The sequence below is a fragment of the Candidatus Binatia bacterium genome, assembly GCA_029248525.1.
Taxonomy (GTDB): domain Bacteria; phylum Desulfobacterota; class Binatia; order UBA12015; family UBA12015; genus UBA12015.
The window spans coordinates 135,082-154,064 of the sequence record JAQWJE010000049.1 but is presented as its reverse complement, the minus strand read 5'-3'; the positions used below and the strand labels follow the sequence as shown (position 1 = coordinate 154,064).

The 18,983-nt window shown below is 58.5% G+C and carries 18 protein-coding genes; 14 read left to right on the top strand and 4 right to left on the bottom strand.

Features of this window, described 5'->3' with window-relative positions; all coding sequences use genetic code 11:
* The first annotated feature begins 215 nt into the window (after window positions 1–215).
* From P8K07_13240 to P8K07_13200, 9 genes are all read left to right on the top strand, one after another.
* Complete coding sequence (locus tag P8K07_13240) at window positions 216–665, top strand: polymer-forming cytoskeletal protein (GenBank protein ID MDG1959481.1); 450 nt, start codon at window positions 216–218, stop codon at window positions 663–665.
* A gap of 39 nt (window positions 666–704) precedes the next feature.
* The gene (locus tag P8K07_13235; protein MDG1959480.1) at window positions 705–1,142 is read left to right on the top strand and encodes an ATP synthase F0 subunit B; all 438 of its coding nucleotides are present in this window, start codon (window positions 705–707) and stop codon (window positions 1,140–1,142) included.
* Window positions 1,139–1,717 (top strand): ATP synthase F0 subunit B, encoded by a 579-nt coding sequence (locus tag P8K07_13230; GenBank protein MDG1959479.1) that lies wholly within the window; start codon window positions 1,139–1,141, stop codon window positions 1,715–1,717. Before P8K07_13235 ends, P8K07_13230 begins: the two co-directional genes overlap by 4 nt.
* Window positions 1,714–2,262 (top strand): ATP synthase F1 subunit delta, encoded by a 549-nt coding sequence (gene atpH, locus P8K07_13225; protein MDG1959478.1) that lies wholly within the window; start codon window positions 1,714–1,716, stop codon window positions 2,260–2,262. The genes P8K07_13230 and atpH overlap by 4 nt, the downstream gene beginning before the upstream one ends.
* A gap of 72 nt (window positions 2,263–2,334) precedes the next feature.
* Entirely contained in the window at window positions 2,335–3,843 is a 1,509-nt protein-coding gene (atpA, locus tag P8K07_13220; GenBank protein ID MDG1959477.1) for a F0F1 ATP synthase subunit alpha, read from the top strand.
* Window positions 3,844–4,713: an ATP synthase F1 subunit gamma gene (gene atpG / locus P8K07_13215; GenBank protein MDG1959476.1), complete on the top strand. Its 870-nt coding sequence runs from the start codon at window positions 3,844–3,846 to the stop codon at window positions 4,711–4,713.
* Between the two features lie 16 nt (window positions 4,714–4,729).
* The gene (gene atpD / locus P8K07_13210; GenBank protein ID MDG1959475.1) at window positions 4,730–6,145 is read left to right on the top strand and encodes a F0F1 ATP synthase subunit beta; all 1,416 of its coding nucleotides are present in this window, start codon (window positions 4,730–4,732) and stop codon (window positions 6,143–6,145) included.
* Window positions 6,146–6,157: 12 nt separating this feature from the next.
* Window positions 6,158–6,559 (top strand): F0F1 ATP synthase subunit epsilon, encoded by a 402-nt coding sequence (locus P8K07_13205; GenBank protein MDG1959474.1) that lies wholly within the window; start codon window positions 6,158–6,160, stop codon window positions 6,557–6,559.
* Between the two features lie 57 nt (window positions 6,560–6,616).
* Window positions 6,617–8,320 (top strand): S8 family serine peptidase, encoded by a 1,704-nt coding sequence (locus tag P8K07_13200; GenBank protein ID MDG1959473.1) that lies wholly within the window; start codon window positions 6,617–6,619, stop codon window positions 8,318–8,320.
* Here P8K07_13200 and P8K07_13195 read toward each other — a convergent pair.
* Entirely contained in the window at window positions 8,291–9,406 is a 1,116-nt protein-coding gene (locus tag P8K07_13195; GenBank protein ID MDG1959472.1) for an AAA family ATPase, read from the bottom strand. The two genes, P8K07_13200 and P8K07_13195, sit on opposite strands and share 30 nt — an antisense overlap.
* 75 nt (window positions 9,407–9,481) lie before the next feature.
* Here P8K07_13195 and P8K07_13190 point away from each other — a divergent pair, with 75 nt between their 5' ends.
* The 3 genes from P8K07_13190 to P8K07_13180 are packed head-to-tail and all read left to right on the top strand — an operon-like array spanning window position 9,482 to window position 12,454.
* Window positions 9,482–10,129 (top strand): TetR/AcrR family transcriptional regulator, encoded by a 648-nt coding sequence (locus P8K07_13190; protein MDG1959471.1) that lies wholly within the window; start codon window positions 9,482–9,484, stop codon window positions 10,127–10,129.
* 1 nt (window position 10,130) lies between these two features.
* Entirely contained in the window at window positions 10,131–11,222 is a 1,092-nt protein-coding gene (locus P8K07_13185) for an acyl-CoA dehydrogenase family protein (protein ID MDG1959470.1), read from the top strand.
* A 14-nt stretch (window positions 11,223–11,236) separates the two neighbouring features.
* Window positions 11,237–12,454 carry an acyl-CoA dehydrogenase family protein gene (locus P8K07_13180; GenBank protein ID MDG1959469.1) on the top strand — a complete coding sequence of 406 codons (1,218 nt, stop codon included), beginning with the start codon at window positions 11,237–11,239 and terminating at the stop codon, window positions 12,452–12,454.
* Between the two features lie 58 nt (window positions 12,455–12,512).
* On the opposite strand, the gene P8K07_13175 is transcribed toward P8K07_13180, so the two are convergent.
* From P8K07_13175 to P8K07_13165, 3 genes are all read right to left on the bottom strand, one after another.
* Window positions 12,513–14,888: a CoA transferase gene (locus P8K07_13175; GenBank protein ID MDG1959468.1), complete on the bottom strand. Its 2,376-nt coding sequence runs from the start codon at window positions 14,886–14,888 to the stop codon at window positions 12,513–12,515.
* Window position 14,889: 1 nt separating this feature from the next.
* Window positions 14,890–16,065: an amidohydrolase family protein gene (locus P8K07_13170; protein MDG1959467.1), complete on the bottom strand. Its 1,176-nt coding sequence runs from the start codon at window positions 16,063–16,065 to the stop codon at window positions 14,890–14,892.
* Between the two features lie 125 nt (window positions 16,066–16,190).
* Window positions 16,191–16,526: a hypothetical protein gene (locus P8K07_13165; GenBank protein ID MDG1959466.1), complete on the bottom strand. Its 336-nt coding sequence runs from the start codon at window positions 16,524–16,526 to the stop codon at window positions 16,191–16,193.
* Between P8K07_13165 and P8K07_13160 the strand changes: the two genes are divergently transcribed.
* Window positions 16,525–16,764 (top strand): hypothetical protein, encoded by a 240-nt coding sequence (locus tag P8K07_13160; GenBank protein ID MDG1959465.1) that lies wholly within the window; start codon window positions 16,525–16,527, stop codon window positions 16,762–16,764. The genes P8K07_13165 and P8K07_13160 overlap by 2 nt on opposite strands.
* Window positions 16,765–16,913: 149 nt before the next feature.
* Entirely contained in the window at window positions 16,914–18,980 is a 2,067-nt protein-coding gene (locus P8K07_13155; protein MDG1959464.1) for a thioredoxin domain-containing protein, read from the top strand.
* The last annotated feature ends 3 nt before the right edge of the window (window positions 18,981–18,983 follow it).

Sequence of the window (18,983 nt, the reverse complement as noted above, 5' to 3'; positions counted from 1 at the left end):
GCACTCTTCCTGCGGCTTTTAAACGTCGTGGAGGTTGCTTGATAGGCTCCCGGCCAGAGCAACACCCAAAGATATCGAACTGGAAACGGAACCCGATGGCTCTCTTCAAGAAGGACCGTAGCAACGCAGAAAACGATCCTGCATTGCCTTCTCGAAACGGCGGGGACCAAATTCCCCAGAAAAATCAGGAGTCTTCGGGTCGAGAGAGGGACGGAATGGCAGGAACAGGCGCGGCAGAACAGAGATCCGAGCTCGGAGGAGGGCGCGAAACCGCCCTTTTGGGCAAGGGCACGCGTATTTCCGGCAAGCTCTCGTTTGAAGGAATGGCGCGCATCGAGGGGGAGGTCGAGGGTGAGATCATCGCCAACGGCACCCTGATGATCGGGGCCTCGGCGGTTGTAAACGCCCAGATCTCGGCCACCCACGTCGTCATTCACGGCAATGTGACCGGGGATATCCGTGCCACCAAGAAACTCGAGATCCGCTCCCCCGGGAAGCTTTTCGGAAACGTGATCACCCCCAGTGTGGTTATCGAAGAAGGTGTCGTGTTCGAGGGACATTGCTCGATGGGTGCCGCCGAGGAACGTGGCAAGAAGGTCACTCTCCTCGCAGGCGACGACAAACCCGCCGCGACAGAAACCGCGCGCGCCAAGGGACAGAGCTAGGGCTCCCGGTTCAGGAAGCGACAGGAGGCAACCGAAGAAATGCTCGAACTACCCCCAAAGCTTGGGTTCTACGTCGAAATCGTAGTCTTCTTCGCCTTCGCCTGGATCATGATTCCGCTGATTCTCCGCCCGACGCTTGAAGTCCTTGCCCGCCGGGCCGAAAAGACCAGCGGCGCGCAGGCCGAAGCTCTCGCCATGCGCGACGAGGTCACGGCGATGGGAGAGGCCTTCGAGAAATCATTGAATGATGCTCGACTCGCTGGCGCCAGTGGCGGAGATCAGATCCGTCGCGAAGCCGAAGCCTCGGAACGGCAAATGCTCGATGCTGCTCGCAAGGATGCCCTGCAAACTCTGGAATCCATTCGCGCCGAGATCGCGTCCGAGACCGACGAAGCGCGCAACTCCCTGAATTCACAATCAAACGACCTCGCCAAAGTCGCCGCAAACAAGATCCTCGGACGTCAGGTGAGCGCATGAAAAAGCTGATCGCAGGATTCCTTGCCCTTCAGGCCAGCCTGGACTCGAGTTGGGTCTCGTCGGCAGGCGCTGCCGGTGGGGGCGGGGGCCACGAAGCCAGCTGGTCGATGACCCTTTGGGGCTTCGCCAACTTCGGGATCTTCGTACTCATTCTCTGGAAGTTCGCCTGGCCCTTCGTTGTCGAGTACCTGCAGACCCGCCGCCTGGAAACGATTCAGGCGCTGGAAGCAGCAGCAACCGCCAAGAGCGAGGCCGAAGCCTTGAAGGCCGACTTCGAAAGCAAGATGGCCTCACTCGAGACCGAAGCAGCCAAGGCCCGTGAGGAGCTTCTGGAAATCGCCCGACGCGAGGCAGCCAAGGCTCTCGCTCACGCAGAGGCAACGGCAGATCGCCTGCGGAAGGATGCCCGCCTCCTGGCCGACCAGGAGGTCGCGCGAGCAAAGCGATCCCTGCAAGAAGAAAGCGCGCATCTCATCACCAAGGTTGCCGGCGAAATCGTGACCCGCGAAATGTCCGACGACGACCAGAAGCGCTTCGTTGGCGAATTCCTGAAGGACACGGAGGCCGGATCATGAATGGTGCTCTCGACAAGCGCTATGCGCGCGCACTGGCCGGGGCAGCCCGGAGCGCGAATCGCCTCGAGGAAGTCGCCGGAGAACTCGCGTCCGCCTCTGAATGGCTTCAGGATCCGGAACTCGGAGCGGCTCTCGCATCCCCGATTATCGCCGCCGATGCCCGAGACAAACTTCTCGCCGAGCTCTCTGCTTCCCTGAAGCTCTCGGAACTGACGCAAAATTTTCTCGCCCTGCTGGTCGCGAACCATCGCATCAATGAAATTGTCGGCATCGATCGTTCCTATCGAGACCTTGTCGACAAGGAGCTCGGTCGCGTCCGCGGTGAGCTTCGAACCGCTCGCCCGCTTCCCGATGCGAGTACAGAAGAAATTCGTTCCGGACTCTCCAAGGCACACGGCCTGGAGGTCCTCCTCAACACCGAAACCGATGCATCCCTGGTCGGCGGACTTACGGTAGAAATCGAAGGTCGAGTCTATGACGGCAGCGTACGCACGCAGCTTGTCGAGCTCGCACGTGCCCTCACCCGAGGAGAGGGCGCCAGCTGAACCAAATGCATGGGGTCCCGGAGCAATTTGCCGGGAAGCCTGAATTCAGGACAAGTTAAGGAGAATCACGAGATGGCGATTCGCGCCGCAGAAATCAGCGACATCCTCCGCCAGCAGCTTGAGGAATACGGAAAGTCCCTCGAAGTGCGGGAAACCGGAACCGTTCTCTCGACCGGTGACGGCATTGCTCGTATTTACGGGCTCGAACGCGCAGCTGTGGGTGAGCTGCTGGAATTCCCCAACAATATCTACGGCATGGTTCTGAACCTTGACGAAGACAACGTCGGTGCCGCTCTCTTTGGAGAAGCTCACGAAGTCGGGGAGGGCAATGAAGTCAAACGAACCGGCCGCATTGCCGAGGTACCCGTCGGTCCGGAGCTGCGTGGCCGTGTGGTCAATGCTCTCGGTCAACCCATCGATGGCAAGGGCGAGATCTCTTCGGGCCAGAATCGCCGAATTGAAATCAAGGCGCCAGGCATCGTCAAGCGCCAGCCTGTAACCGAGCCCATGCAGACCGGCTTGAAGGCAATCGATGCCTTGATTCCCATCGGTCGGGGCCAGCGCGAGCTGATCATTGGCGATCGCCAGACCGGCAAGACCGCTGTCGCGATCGACACCATTCTGAACCAGAAGGGTGGAGACGTTACCTGTATCTACGTTGCTGTCGGCCAGAAACGGTCCACCGTAGCGCAGGTTGTGGACCGTCTGACCAAAGAAGGCGCGATGGAGTACACCATCGTTGTCGCCGCCACCGCCTCGGAGTCAGCACCACTTCAGTTCATCGCACCCTATACGGGATGCACGATGGGCGAATACTTCCGAGACAATGGTCAGCACGCACTGGTCATTTACGATGATCTCTCCAAGCAGGCCGTTGCCTACCGCCAGCTCTCCCTTCTGCTCCGACGTCCTCCGGGCCGCGAAGCCTACCCGGGAGATGTGTTCTATCTTCACTCCCGTCTCCTCGAACGCGCCGCCAAAATGTCCGACGCCGAGGGCGGTGGCTCGCTGACAGCTCTTCCGATTATTGAAACCCAGGAAGGTGATGTCGCTGCCTATATCCCGACCAACGTGATTTCGATCACCGATGGTCAGATCTTCCTCGAAACTGATCTCTTCAACTCAGGCGTGCGACCCGCTGTGAACCCGGGTATCTCGGTTTCTCGCGTCGGTGGTTCGGCGCAGGTGAAGGGTATGCGGCAAGTCGCCGGCTCCCTGCGACTCGATCTGGCCCAGTTTCGTGAGTTGGAATCCTTTGCGCAATTCGGATCCGATCTCGACGCAGCCACGCAGCAACAATTGGTGCGTGGTAGCCGACTGATCGAGATCCTGAAGCAAAAGCAATACGAGCCTCTCCCGGTCGAGAAACAGATCATGATCATCTTCGCCGCCAACGGCGGTTTCCTCGATGATATCAACGAATCGGATCTGGCTGCATTCGAAAGCGAGCTCTACGCCTACACGGAGACCAAGGACGAGTCGCTCCTGAATGATATTCGGGAACAGAGCAAACTCGATGATGCGCTCGAGGGTCGCCTCGAAAAAGTCATCGCTGACTTCAAGAACGTTTTCGTGAAATAAATGGCGAATCTGAAGGCCATCCGTAAGCGCGTAGCTACGGTCAAGAACACGCAGAAGATCACCAAGGCCATGAAGATGGTTGCGGCGGCCAAGCTGCGTCGCGCTCAGGCTGCCGCTCTCTCTTCCCGACCCTACGGGGAAAAGTTGGAGGGGATGGTGCACCACCTTCTCGGTCGGGCAGCGGGAGAGACCCAGCATCCCTTGATGCAGCTTCCCGAGCAGAGCAAGCGGCTGATGATCATTTTTGTGACGAGCGACCGCGGTTTATGCGGCGGCTACAACGCCAACTTGTTTCGCGATCTGGAAAAGTTCACCGCAACCCGAGAGGAAGAGCTCTCGTACTATGTGGTGGGCCGCAAAGGTGTGGACGCATTGAAGAATACCGGGGTGACGGCTCGCGAGTCCGTGGGGATGCCCGCCGTCCAGGACGCACCGACCGTCGCTCGCGATATCGCCCGGCAAGCACAACGAATGTTTCTCGAAGGCGAGATAGACGATGTCCGCATTGTCTACTCAGCTTTTAAATCGACGATGACCCAAACACCTGCAGTGGAAGAACTTCTTCCCTTGCGGGCTGCAGCAGAAGACGAACCCGGTTCACAGAGTGGACACGATTACATCTTCGAACCCAACCCTCTGGAAATCATCGCAACTCTTCTCCCCCGCTTGATTGAAGTGCGTGTTCTCCACGCACTCCTCGAAGCGGGTGCCAGTGAACTCGCCGCGAGAATGACGGCGATGGACTCGGCCACCCGAAACGCCTCGGAAGTGATCGAACGGCTCACTCTGGAAATGAACCGTGCGCGTCAGGCGCAGATCACAACCGAACTCATGGAGATCATCAGCGGAGCCGAGGCTCTAAACGGTTAGGAATCAGGAAAAACAAATGTCGAACAACATTGGTCGCATTACACAGGTCGTCGGTCCCGTGGTGGACGTTGAGTTCCCCGAGGGCACCTTGCCCCAAATCTTCAACGCTCTGGCCATTACCAACCCGGCTCTCGGTGATGAAGAGGGGAACCTCATTGTCGAAGTCGCACAGCATTTGGGCGAACGCACCGTCCGCTGCATTGCGATGGACGAGACGGAAGGTCTGACTCGAGGCATTGAGGCCAAGGATACCGGCTCGGGGATTTCGGTTCCCGTAGGCGAGGGTACCCTCGGTCGCATTCTGAACGTCCTCGGAAAGCCCGTGGACGAGGCTGGCCCTGTCGCGGCAACCATCCACCGCGACATTCACCAACCCGCCCCCGAGTTCATCGATCAGGCCACCGAGGTGCAGGCTTTTGAAACCGGCATCAAGGTTGTCGACCTTCTCGCACCTTACTCACGAGGCGGAAAGATCGGATTGTTTGGTGGCGCTGGAGTCGGCAAGACCGTTCTGATCATGGAGCTCATCAACAACGTTGCCAAGCAACACGGTGGTTACTCCGTGTTTGGCGGCGTCGGCGAAAGAACTCGCGAAGGTAACGACCTCTGGCTGGAGATGAAGGAGTCCGGAGTCATCGACCGAACCGCTTTGGTCTACGGCCAGATGAACGAGCCTCCGGGTGCTCGCGCCCGTGTCGCACTCTCGGCCCTCACCGTGGCCGAGCATTTCCGTGACGAAGAAGGCAAGGACGTACTTCTCTTCATTGATAATATCTTCCGTTTCACCCAGGCCAACTCCGAGGTATCGGCCCTGCTCGGTCGCATGCCCAGCGCCGTCGGCTACCAGCCGACTCTCGCCACCGATTTGGGTGAACTGCAGGAACGAATCACCACGACCCGTAAAGGCTCGATCACTTCCGTGCAGGCGATTTACGTCCCCGCCGATGATCTGACCGACCCGGCGCCGGCGACCACTTTCGCTCACCTCGACGCAACAACCGTTCTCTCGCGTGCCATCTCCGAGCGTGGAATTTATCCGGCCGTCGATCCTCTCGATTCCACCTCACGAATTCTCGACCCCAATATTCTCGGCGAAGAGCACTATCAGGTCGCACGTGATGTTCAGGAAATCCTGCAGCGTTACAAGGATCTCCAGGACATCATCGCCATTTTGGGAATGGACGAGCTCTCCGAGGAAGACAAGCTTGTCGTTTCTCGTGCTCGCAAGGTCGAGCGTTTTCTTTCCCAGCCCTTCTTTGTCGCGGAAAGCTTCACTGGCTTCGGTGGCAAATACGTCAAGCTGGCCGATACCATCTCCGGCTTCAAGGAGCTCTGCTCGGGCAAGTACGACGATATCCCCGAACAGGCCTTCTACATGGTTGGTACCATCGAAGAAGCCATCGAGAAGGCAAAAACTCTCACCGAAGGGTAACCGGAAATCATCATGCGTTTGCAGATCGTCACACCGGACAGGGCCGTTCTCGATCAGGAAGTCGAGGAGGTCTATGCGCCGGGCACCAATGGGGAATTCGGCATTCTTCCGCAACATATTACTTTCCTCACCTCGCTCGACGTCGGCGTCCTGCGCTATCGTGCCGAGGGCAAGGATGATTTTGTGGCGATTTCCGGCGGGCTCACCGAAGTTCTGGACGATTCCATAACCGTTCTCGCCGATGCAGCCGAGCGTCGCGACGATATTGATGTCGACCGCGCCCGGGTCGCCGAGGAAGCCGCTCTGGAAGGAATCGAAGAATTGCTTCCGGGAACACCGGAGCACGATGACTGCCTGGCCTCGCTGAGAAGGGCCCAAAACCGCGCAAGCGTGGCGGGTATTTCCGCAAACTGATCGCGGCTTCGAAAAAGCCAACTCGACAAGCAGCGCCGGAAGAGGAAGGATTCACTTGTGTGGATCCTTTTCTTTTTGTGCTTCCTTCTTTGCGCCGCGCCAGCTTCTGCCGCAGACGAAGACAGCATTGTTCTGCTGATGCGAGGCCATTCCCATCGCGACGCCGACCTGCGACGGATCGCACTTGACCCCGAGCAGCTGGAAGCTCTCCAGACGACCGCCGGCGTCAGACTCGTCGCCGGTCCGATACAACGCGATGGCTCTCACCTGATCCACCTTCCCGAGAGCGCCGACGATGGACCGACACGCGAAACGATTCTGACCAGACTCCGCGCGCACCCGGACGTCTTGTACGTCGACCGGCCACCACCATCCATTTACGACCCGACAACCGAGGGCAGCCAGACTCTCGACAGGCTGGTCATCCTCTTCCGAAGCCCCCGACTGCGGGACCTTTCCGACCGCAACAACGACTTCCCCGCTCAAGATAAAAAATCTCTGATCCGTCGAGCCGGGGTTCCTCTCTATATCGAACGACCGATGTCGGGAGGTGCCTGGGTGATCCGACTCTTCCAGCGGATGCCCGTTGCTTCCGTCCAGGCAATCGCCGAACGAATCGGGGCTGACGATTCCGTGAGTTGGGTCGTGCCCGCTGTTCGGGGCCGATTTCAAAACGATCCCGACGATCCGCTCTACGCCGACCAATGGCCGCTGCATGATCCTGTCGCCGGAATTCAAGCGCCTCAAGCATGGGAAATCACGACTGGATCGTCTGATATCACCGTCGCCGTTCTGGACTCCGGCTTGCGCGCCCAACACCCCGACCTGAAGTCGCGCGTTTTGCCGGGGTACGACTTCGTGAGTGATGTCTGGCGGTCGGGCGACTATGACGGTCGCGACCCCGATGCCGCCGACCCCGGAGACGCCGCGCGAAATGCCGAGTGTGCTCCCGGAGCCCCGCCCTCCCCTTCGAGTTGGCACGGCACTCATGTCGCCGGAACGATCGGCGCTGCAGCCGATAATCAGCTCGGAATCACAGGTGTGGACTGGTCGGCAAGGCTGCTTCCCATACGAATCGGTGGCAAATGTGGGATTGACCCAATCGATCTGGCAGACGGCATTCGCTGGGCCGCCGGCACGGTACCCTCGCATGAAAGTCTCCCTGCCAACCCTTACCCGGCGGATATCATCAATCTCAGCATCGGCTTCGCCGGAGCGTGCCCACCCTACGTTCAGGATGCGATCAGTGACGCGCTGGCAGCCGGCGCCTTGGTCGTTGCTGCCGCCGGAAACCACGCGACGTCAGCCGAGCAATACTATCCGGCGAATTGTTCCGGCGTCCTCTCGGTCTATGCGACCAACCGACGCGGCGCTCGATCAGCATACTCCAACTACGGACGGGTTCATCTCGCCGCGCCCGGCGGAAGCGCCGGCGGAGCGCCAGAGAATGCGATCCTTTCCACAATCAATGAGGGCGTCACTCGCCCGATGAAGGATCATTACGGATACAAACTGGGAACCAGTATGGCGGCGCCCCATGTGAGCGGCGTTGCAGCGTTAATTCTGGCGGCAAGCCCCGACCTGGAACCCGGAGAGCTTTTCAACGTATTAACTCTCTCGGCCCGTGACTTCCCTGCAGACGCAGTCGCTGCGTGCACGAACTTCGGACCTCATTCTTGCGGAGCGGGAATTCTGGACGCCGGCCGTGCCCTTCGATCGATCGAGCCGGGATCAACCAGTCGCTCTCGTCGGTTCCGCTAGCGAAAACTCGATTTCTTCGCCGCCTTCCGGCCAATCAACACAAACCGTCTCTCCGCCGAGAAGCTGCTCTGAGGCATAAAGTCGGGCGAGCGGAAACACGAGGTGCTGTTCGAGGATTCGCTTCATCGGTCGCGCCCCCAATTCGGGGTCCGTGCCCGCTTCCATCAAACGGTCGATCGCCCGATCCGAGTATATGAACTGGATCGCTTCACCGCGTTGGCCCAGCCGGTTCTCGATCTTGCAGAGTTCCAGATCGAGAATCTTCCGCATTTCGGGAGTCGTCAGTCTCTGAAAGACCACTTTATGATCAAGACGGTTCAGGAACTCCGGTGCGAAGGTCCGCTTCGCGCTCCAAAGAACCGCATCCTCGATTCTTTGGTGAATCTTTTCATCCGGCTCTTTGGCCTCGCTCACGAAACCCATTCCGGGTGCCAGAATATCGCTGACCGAACGACTACCAATATTGCTGGTCAGGAAAATGAAACATCGCGAGAGGTCGACTTCCTTGTTGGTTCCAAGCGTCAGACGACCCTTGTCGAGAATGCCCAGGAGCAATTGCCAGAGAGAATCGTTCGCCTTTTCGATCTCATCAAAAAGGATCACCGTAAACGGACATTCCGGCGTCTGATTCCGGGTAATATTCGCCGTCGAAAGGTAGGGGTTCGTCTCCTGATGCCCCAGATACCCCGGCGGTGAGCCGATCAGTCGGGCGACTTCGTGACTGTGGCTGAACTCGGCACAATCAATCTTGAGCATCGCTTTGCGATCTCCGAAGCAAGTTTCCACGATCGACTCCACCAGATTGGTCTTGCCTGTGCCGGTAGGTCCCAGAAAGAGAAACGATCCCAAGGGTCGCTCCGAGCTTGCCAAACCCGCCCGATAAATCTGGAAGGCTTGCGTTACGGCCTCGACCGCTGGCTCCTGGCCAATGACCATTTCCGCCAAAGAAGCCCGAAAACCTTCGATTTCCGGCCCGAGACGATCTGGACGGAGAACCTTGGCTGTCGACGTCTGCGGCGAAACGTCCGCACGCTTATCCTGCTCCACCGCCGGAGCGGTGCCTGTCATGGATCCCTGATCATTCATCAGAGGAATTATCGACCGATCCCTTGGTAGCCTTAGCCGGTTGCGGTCGATCACGCCGGGTACTAAACGTTTAGTATGTCCACGGCCGCCACCGTCTCTCGCCGGAATGTACCCGGAAAGGAGGGGCTTCTACGCACCGCCATCGACTGCTTTGCCCGGTACGGTTTCGCGGGCACATCGATCGATCGAATTGCGCGCGCAGCCGGCGTCACCAAGGGGGCGCTCTATTATCATTTTCGCGACAAGGACGAACTCCTGTTTGCCGCCGTCAAGGAGCGGATTCAGGACTTCGAGACTTCTGTCGCCGATCGCATCGACCCGGCCGACGACCCAGCCGACGCGCTTCGTCAGGTGGCCGCCCTCTGCGCAAGCAATGCGCAGACCGATAGCCAGCGACAATTTATCCTCACCATGATGGTCGAAGCCATCGATACCAACGACGAACTATCTCAAGAGTTCGAAGCAATGCTGCGGCGCTTCCGCAGCTTTCTGAAGTACCTGATCCGCACCGGTCAGGAGGCTGGCACGTTTCGCGACGACTGCGATGCACAAGCCGGCGCCGAACTGATGGTCGGCAGCATCCTCGGTGCAGAAGTTCAATTTTACCAGGACCGCGAGAACTTCGATCTGGATCGAGCTCTCGCCACGCTGGTCGACCAGCAGCTCGCCTGGTTGCGCCCCACTTCGGGCGTGAAAGCCGCGAGCCATAAGGGAGGTTCCTAAAATGTTCGACCTCGGACTGACGGAAGAGCAAGAGCTCATCCGCGAAACTGTCTCAAGCTTTGCCAGCGAGCAAATTCGCCCGATTGCACGAGACTGCGATGAAAACGGTTCAATCCCCGACGCCGTTGTGCAAAAGGGCTTCGAGCTGGGATTGATCCAATCAGCAATCCCCGAGCAACACGGCGGGTTCGGCGAAGAACGCTCCGCCGTCACCGGCTGTATCGTTGCCGAAGAGCTCGCGTGCGGAGACCTTTCGATCGCACTTCACCTGCTCAGCCCTCGTCTCGTGGCCTACCCCTTGATCGACGGCGGCACCGATGCCCAGCAGGCGCAATACCTTCCCGGGTTCAGCGAAAAATTTCGCGCCGCTACAGCGGCTGTCGTCGAACCACGCTTCGACTTCGACCCTGCATGCCCGGACACCACAGCCCGCCAGGAAGACGGGTCGTGGGTCATCAACGGTGAAAAATGTTTCGTACCCCTTGCCGCGGACGCCGACGTCCTGCTGGTTACCGCGAACGCTGGTGGCCGTGTCGCCGCGTTTCTGGTCAACCGCGATACTCCCGGCGTGACCGTTCGGGAACGCGAGAAAAACATGGGGATCAAGGCGCTGGCCACTCATGAAGTCCTCCTCGAAAATGTTCAGGTCCCTCTGAGTGCCGAGCTGGGCGAGGGATCGAATTTTGACTTGCAGCGTATGACGAATCAGGCTCGTCTGGCACTCGCCGCGTTGGCCGTTGGTGTCTCACGAGGCGCGTACGAATTTGCGCTCGACTATGCCAAGGATCGCACGGCATTTGGCGTCGCAATCGCACAGAAGCAGGCCGTGGCCTTCATGCTCGCCGACATGGCGATCGAAGTCGATGCTGCACGACTCCTTCTTTGGGAAGCCGCGCATAAACTCGATAGCGGCGAAGACGCCTCCCGAGAATGCTTTCTCGCCAAACGCTATGCCGCGCAGGCCTGTCTGAAAATTACTGATAACGCGGTTCAGGTCCTTGGCGGCCATGGCTATATCCGCGACTTTCCCGTCGAACTGTGGCTGCGCAACGCGCGCGGTTTCTCCAGCTTCGAAGGCATGGCTCTCGTTTAGAAAGGATTCATCTCATGATCAGCTTTCAACACTCCGATAAAGTCAAAGCTTCAAAAGAACTGATTCACAGCGTCGCTGTCGATGCCATGCGCCCGATTTCCCGTGAGTACGATGAAAACGAGCACGCCATGCCGGAGGAATTCTGGAAATTCATGTGGCAAGTTAGCGGGGGCAAGCCGATGGGAATCGATGATTCCGGCGATGCCAAAAGTGGACCCAAGGAAAGCAACGTCGCTGCCTGTATTACCGTAGAAGAACTTTCCTGGGGTGACGCCGGGCTCTACCTCTCGGTGCCAAATCCCGGCCTCGGGGGCGCAGCCGTCGCAGCCGCCGGTACTCCCGAGCAGAAAAAACGTTTCCTCGCTCGCTTCAGCGGTGGCGATCCCAAATGGGCGGCCATGGCCATTACGGAGCCACATTGCGGTTCTGATTCGGCTGCTCTGCGCACCACCGCCACCCGAGAGGGCGACGAGTGGATCATCAACGGTACCAAGATCTATTGCACCGCCGGACTGATGGCCGGTGAAAAATCTGACGGCTTTGTCGTGGTATGGGCGACCGTCGACAAGACAGCCGGCCGCGCCGGGATCAAATCGTTTGTCGTCGAAAACAACACACCGGGCATGAAGGTCATCAAGATCGAGGACAAGATGGGGATCCGTGCATCGGATACCGCAATGATTGTTTTCGAGGACTGTCGAATACCGGCGGACAACGTCCTTGGTGATCCCGCGGTCGCCAAGACCACCGAAGGCTTCAAGGGGGCGATGGCCACCTTCGATGCCACTCGACCTCTAGTCGCTGCGAGTGCTCTGGGAATCGGGCAGGCCGCGTTGGATATGGCGCGCGAAGAACTCGAAAAGCGGGGCGTCAAGATCCGTTATGGTCTGGCCGACTCGCAATTGACTGTTCTGGAATCTGATTTCATGCAGGCCGAAAGCGACCTTCATGCGGCACGCCTCCTCACCTGGCGCGCAGCCTGGATGATGGACCGTGGCAAAAGAAACAGTCTGGAAGCTTCCATGTCCAAGGCCAAGGCGGGCCTGGCTGTGACTCGCGCCACACAAAAAGCGGTCGAATTTCTCGGACCGCAGGGGTACTCGAGAGAACTGCTTCTCGAGAAATGGATGCGAGACGCAAAAATCAACGATATCTTTGAGGGCACGCAGCAGATCAATATGCTGATCGTTGCCAGACGCATCCTCGGTTATTCGAGCAAAGAACTCTCCTGAGGGTGATCGATCGGGGGGCCCCGCCTCAGGGCGTGGCCCCCTTTTTCTCGTCTGCGGTCTAGAGACCGTCTGGCAAATTGCCGATCACGCCACTTGCCGCCAGCTCGTCTATTTCCTCGGAGCTCCTGCCGAGATCTTTTAAAATCAACTCATTATGCTCGCCCAACAAGGGCGCAGGTTCACGCAGCCAACGCTCGACGCCGGCGAAACGAAACGGCATTCCGATAAATTTCTGTTGCCCTACAACGGAATGAACGAGTTCCTCATAGGTGCCGCGATGCATAAATTGCGGATGGGAAGACAAGCATCTCGGATCTGCCGGCACCGCAGCCGGGACACCTGCTTGCTGTAATTGCTCCACCAGCGATTCTCGGTCGCGCTCGGCAAATAAATCCGCGAGCAACCCCACCAGCGCCTTCTCGTCGGCCTTCCGGCGCGGCAGATCGGCCCCTTTCCAACCGCGCGACAAACGCGAATCACCAAGCAAATCGAGCAACGCGTCCCATTGCGCCACTGTTTCGATCGATAGCGCCATCCAACTCGGGGCTGTCGCACCTTCTTCTTCAAGAGTTCGGAAAAGGCCTTGTGGTGCTGCCTCCGCCGTTTGGTTGCCCTGACGTTCCATCAAGTTTCCATAAGCCGTGAACTCGATCACCTGCTCGGCAGCCACATTCAGGGCACCCTCGATCATCGCGCACTCCAGAAACGCGCCTCTCCCCGTGTCGGAGCGACGTTCCAAAGCCGCCAGAATCGCAAACGCCGCGTGAACGCCAGCCAGCGGATCGCAAGGTCCGCGCTGGATACGGGGCTGATCCTCCTGATGACCCGTCAGCCACGCCAACCCCGCCAACTGCTCCATCGTCTGGGCAAAACCCACATGGTCCCGCCACGGACCATCGAGACCAAACGCCGGCATTCGCGCGTAAATACAACTCGGGTTGAGCTCCGCGACCTCTCCCCGAGAGAAACCAAAACCGTCCATCACGCGGGGACTGTAATTCTCGAGGAGGATGTCCGCTTCGCCGACCAATGCGCCAAAGATCTCGCGCCCACGGGGCTCGTTCAAGTTCAACGCAAGATCCTGCTTGTTCGTATTGGCCGACAGGAAGAAGGTGCTGCACTCCCACCACTTCTCATGTTGTCCGGCAAACATCCCACCGATCATTCGCGCACCATCCGGCTTGCGAGTCGATTCGACATGAATCACCTCGGCACCAAGGCAACCAAGGAAATGGCTGGCCGAGGGGCCTGCCCACCAGTTGGAGACATCGAGCACGCGAACCCCCCGCAAGGGAAGATCATCCACTGCCTGACCGTCGGACCTTTTGGGCATGCGCGCGTCGATCTTGCCGGAGTGTTCGTGAAGACGCGGTGCCGGCCGTGCGGGCGGCAATTCTTCACCGTCGACGCGGTATGGCGGCCTCGGCCGAAGAAACCCTCCCGACGGATCTTCTGTATAGATTCCGCGCGCCACGAGATGCTCGTGCTCGAGCACGGTCTTGCCATTGGCTACGGGTGCTACCGGCACCCGCAAGGCCGAAGCCAATTCGACAATCTCGGCCGTGTCTCTGGTCGCGGTCCAGGCATTCACGATACCTTCCCACTCCTCCAGCCGCGCCATGCGATCCGGCACCTGGTTGAATTCACCCGTCGCCATCAAATCCGCTCGTTCGATCATCACGAGAAAGTCCTGAATCTGCTGTTGGGTATTCGTATTGAAACCAACGAAGCCATCCCGGGTGCGGTGGATGGATGGCGTTTCTACATTCTGCACCGAACCGGTGACAGGTGGTCGCCCGAGGAGGCCCCACATCAAATCCAGATAGGTCGTCGAAGCGAGAGCCATGACTTCCTGCAAAGAGAAGTCGATATGCTCGCCAAGACCGGTCCTCCGAGCGCGGCGCAGTGCACCCAAAGCGGCAACGCCGGCGAAGGTGCCCCCCATCCACTCAGTCGTTCGTGCGCCCGCCTGGTAAGGCTCCGCTCCGGGCAAGCCACGAATCGCCAGGCTGCCAGCTTCCGCCTGAATTGTGAATTCCGTACTCGCTCGCTCGGCCAGAGGTCCGGTCAAACCAAAAGGTGAAATCGAGAGGATGACTAGTTGCGGATGGCGCGCGCAAAGTCCCGCACGATCAAAACCAAAGCTCTCCACCTGGTCCTCGACGACGAGGTCCGCAGAAGCAATCAACTCGTCAACGGTCGTTGGCGCATCATCCACCGAACGTTTGGATGCATTCAGGAAGCGAAAAAGCGCGCTGTCGCGCCCTGCCAGATCACCGCCGGTCGACGACCAACGGCGAAGCGGATCGCCAGACGCAGTCTCGACCTTGATGACATCCGCACCCGCATCGGCAAAAAGTTTTGTGGCATACGGTCCAGCGATATTGGATGAGAAATCAATGACTCGGAATTTGGCTAGACTATCGAACGGCATCTCAGGCAAGCCCGTAAAGCTCAGCCGCCGTATCGTGCAGGACTTTGCTCACGGTCGGGGACGGAATATCCGCGAGAACGCGACTGGCATAGAGGTGGGGGTGGGTGCCGGCGCTGGCCGGACCGGGTGCCTGACAGGTGGGGTGGGGGAAATCGGTTTCATACAGGATATTGTCCGGAAACATTTCCAAGGCTGTCGCGATCCCGCGCTCCTCGAACCAGAAGCTGCCGTAAATCTGGCGCCGGAAATATTCGCTTGGCAGAAGGTCGTATTCCGGGTGCTCTTTGGCGACCCCGTTATTTTTCCACTGCCAATCCAGAGCTTCGATGACAAAGGGCAACCAACTCACACCGCTTTCCACCGAAACCATTTTCAGTCGGGGAAAACGATGGGGAATCCCACCCATGATGATATCCGCGAGACAACGACCGTTGTCCAGAAATGCCATTGCGGACGCGCGCGCGAAATTGGTCTTGGCGCCGATCCCGGCGACATCGTTTGAGACATCGGAGATATCACCACCGCCGACATGGAAACTGATCGACATCCCGGCTTCTTCGGCCGCCGCCCAGATTGGATCCCAATGCCTGTCGCGCAAAAGCGGCTGGCCATGATCCTGAGGCTGGTTACACATCAAAACCGCGCGGTACCCGAGGAGAGCGCACCTCTGGATCTCCCGAACAGCTTCCGGAACATCCCAGAAAGGGCTCGCCATAACCGGGACCAGTCGGGAACCATCCGCAGAGCACCACTCCAGCAGCCAATCGTTATAGGCGCGAACGCAATCCAGCATCAACTCGGGTTCCCCCATCTTGAGGAAACCACCCATCCCGAAACCGCCGACATTGGGATAGAGGACGCAGGCCTGAATCTTTTCCTCATCCAAAAACGCCAGACGCGCCGAAGCTTCGTACATGGAGTTCGGAATATCATCGTAAGTTTTCCGAAAGTCCGGAAAAGTCCCGTGATACCCGGCAGCCGAGTAGGCACCGGGCATCCCGATTGGCTGATCGCCGATCATCCATAAATCCAGGTCACCCACCCGTTGAATATGAGGAACGCGATTCCCCCAACGCTTGGCCACGCGCCCCTCCCAGACATCGGGCGGCTCGGTCACATGCGTATCGATGTCGATCACGCGATATTGGTCGAAAAGTGGTGTCTGCGGTGTTTCCAATGAGCACTCCTGTCGGTCAGAGGGATGCAGGGAACCTACCAGTCGCTGGGGAAATTCCCACCGGAACCGATGCTCCGCCAGACCCTGAATAGGGGTATTCCCCTATGTGCAAATGTACACAAGTGTCACTTCTCGAACGCCATTTTTGTACCGCACGCGACATGCGTTCTGATATTGGTTTCGTCCATTTCCAGAATCCTTAGTTTTTTTCGTGCCTTATGGATAGCCATGCCTGACGCTCCCCAGCAGCCGCAAATGGCATGAGGCTTGCAATTAACTTCTTGCAACAGCGCAAGGAGAAAATCATGAAACCATACGTCACACTCGTCGATCTCGTGGAGATCGTATCCGAATTCGCTCAGACAGAGAGCGAACTCATCGCGACCGTCATTCACCTGATCAAAAGCGGTCAGGTCGAGATCCGGTCGGAAATACAGGCCCAACCCATGGAGCAAGCTCATGCGTACGCCTGAAAACCGTAAATTATCGCCGAATCTTCAGGCTCTCCTTTCGTCGGCCCGCAAGGATCGCAAATTCTACTACGTCTCGGGCGAACCCGTCGAGTTGTGGGAAAATGCGGAAATCCCCTTCGGGTGGTCCGAGGAAGAACTCGAAGAATATGCCTCTTCCGGCGACTGGGAATCTCTTTTCAACGCGCTCGTCCTCTCTGCCACGCTCGAACACTCCACGGAGGCCTGAACAGGCCTCGCCGGAGCGTTCCGAAAGTACCGGCGACGAACGCTAACAACGGAACATTCACCCAACTAAATATTCCTTCCACCGAATGCCGCCGCGAGAACCTGAATCCGAATTTAGGTTCTCGGCGCCCCGTCCAGTATCCTTCGCTGATGGATACGAGCGGAAACAGACTCTCTCGGGAGCAAAGCCCCTACCTTCTCCAGCACGCGGGAAACCCCGTCGACTGGTACCCATGGGGCGACGAGGCTCTCAGCCTCGCCCGACGCGAAGACCGCCCCATTCTGCTCTCGGTTGGCTATTCCGCCTGCCATTGGTGCCACGTGATGGAGCGGGAATCGTTTGAGAACGAGGCAATCGCCGCCTTGATGAACGCCCACTTTGTGAACATCAAAGTGGACCGCGAGGAACGCCCCGACGTCGACGCCGTCTACATGAATGCTCTCCAGATGATGACTGGCTCGGGAGGCTGGCCTCTCACAGCATTCCTCGACACCAACGGGCGACCTTTCTACACGGGAACCTACTTTCCCCCGGAGGATCGTTACGGACGGCCCGGTTTCGCTCGAGTCCTGGAGACCCTTGCCAAGGCGTGGGCAGAGAGTCGTGACGAAATCGAAGAGTCTGCCGGAAAAGTCATTGACGGGTTTGCCCAACTCAGGGCAATTCCGCCGGCACCAGACGCCCTACATACCGATACGGTCGCTCGAGCCGGTGAAAAACTCCTCGGGCAAATCGATGATGAGAACGGTGGCTTCGGAGACAAACCAAAGTTCCCGAATGTTCCCGCACTCCAGTTATTGCATCGCCGATACCATGCCAGCGGGCGCGAGCGCTTTCGGGAAGCATTCCTTCAGGCTTTGGATGCGATGAGCAAAGGTGGCCTCTATGACCAGATCGGTGGAGGCTTCCATCGCTACTCAGTGGACGCCCGATGGCTCGTTCCCCATTTTGAAAAAATGCTTTACGATAACGCGCAACTCATCCCGTTATACGCTGATGGCTACCGACTGACACAATCAGCCGAATACTCCCGCGTCGTGCATGAGACCCTTGACTATCTCGAGCGGGAAATGAGAGATCCGGCCGGCGGTTTCTATTCGACGCAGGACGCGGATACCGAAGGTGCCGAGGGAATGACCTACCTCTGGGAGGCCGAGGAGTTCCGGAAGGTCGTTGGTGACAAGGACGCCGAACTGCTCTGCCGATATTATGGCGTCACCGAGGCCGGGAATTTCGCCGAGCCTGACGACCCGATCCGGCGCAATATCCTCCACCGCGGCGAAAGCGCCAGCGCTTTGGCCGAGGGTTTCGGGCGGACTCAGGATCAAGTTCATGAATCAGTCCGACTCGCCGACGAAAGCCTCCTCGAAACTCGCGAACGGCGAGTGCAACCGGGACGAGACGAAAAGGTTCTGACCTCGTGGAACGCTCTCACCATCCGCGCATTTGTTCACGCCGCAAATATTTTCGACCGCGAGGAGTGGTTGGAGACAGCGATTGGCTGCGCCGACTTCATCAATGAAGCAATGCGACAACCCGACGGTTTGCTGCGGTCCTGGATGAAGGGCCTGGCGCGCCACCAAGCGTGTCTCGACGATTACGCATACCTGGCAGCCGCAAACCTGGACCTGTGGCAAGCTACGGGTGCCTCTCGATTTATCACCCAGGCGGGCAAGCTGGCTGACGAGATACTTTCGGAATTCCCGGACGATGAAAATGGCGGTTTCTTTCTCACCGGCACCCGCCATGAGGTTCTCGTCGATCGTTCGAAATCGTTCCTCGACGGATCCCTGCCCTCCGGAAACGCCGTCGCGGCCGAAGTTCTTTTGCGTTTGGGAAGGTTCACCGGCTCCAGCCGATATACGGACGCGGCTCAAAAAACCCTCGAAGCGCATGGCTACCCGATGGAGAAACAGCCCTTCGGAACAGCAGCCATGATCAATGTCCTCGAGGACCAACTCGAAGCACCAAGAGAAATCGTCATTGTTGGCGAACGCGACGAAACCAGAGATCTTCGCCTTGCTGCTTTTACCCACTCCCAACCTGGCGAGGTTGTGATTGTTGCCCGCCAGGAGAAAACGGAAGGTGAGCCTGTTGAAATTCTTCGCGGAAAACTTTCCGAGGCCCCCGTTGCCTACGTCTGCCAGAATCAGACCTGCTCAGCACCTATTGCCCAAGCCGAGACTCTGGAAGAGATTCTCCGCGGAAGTTCTTGACCG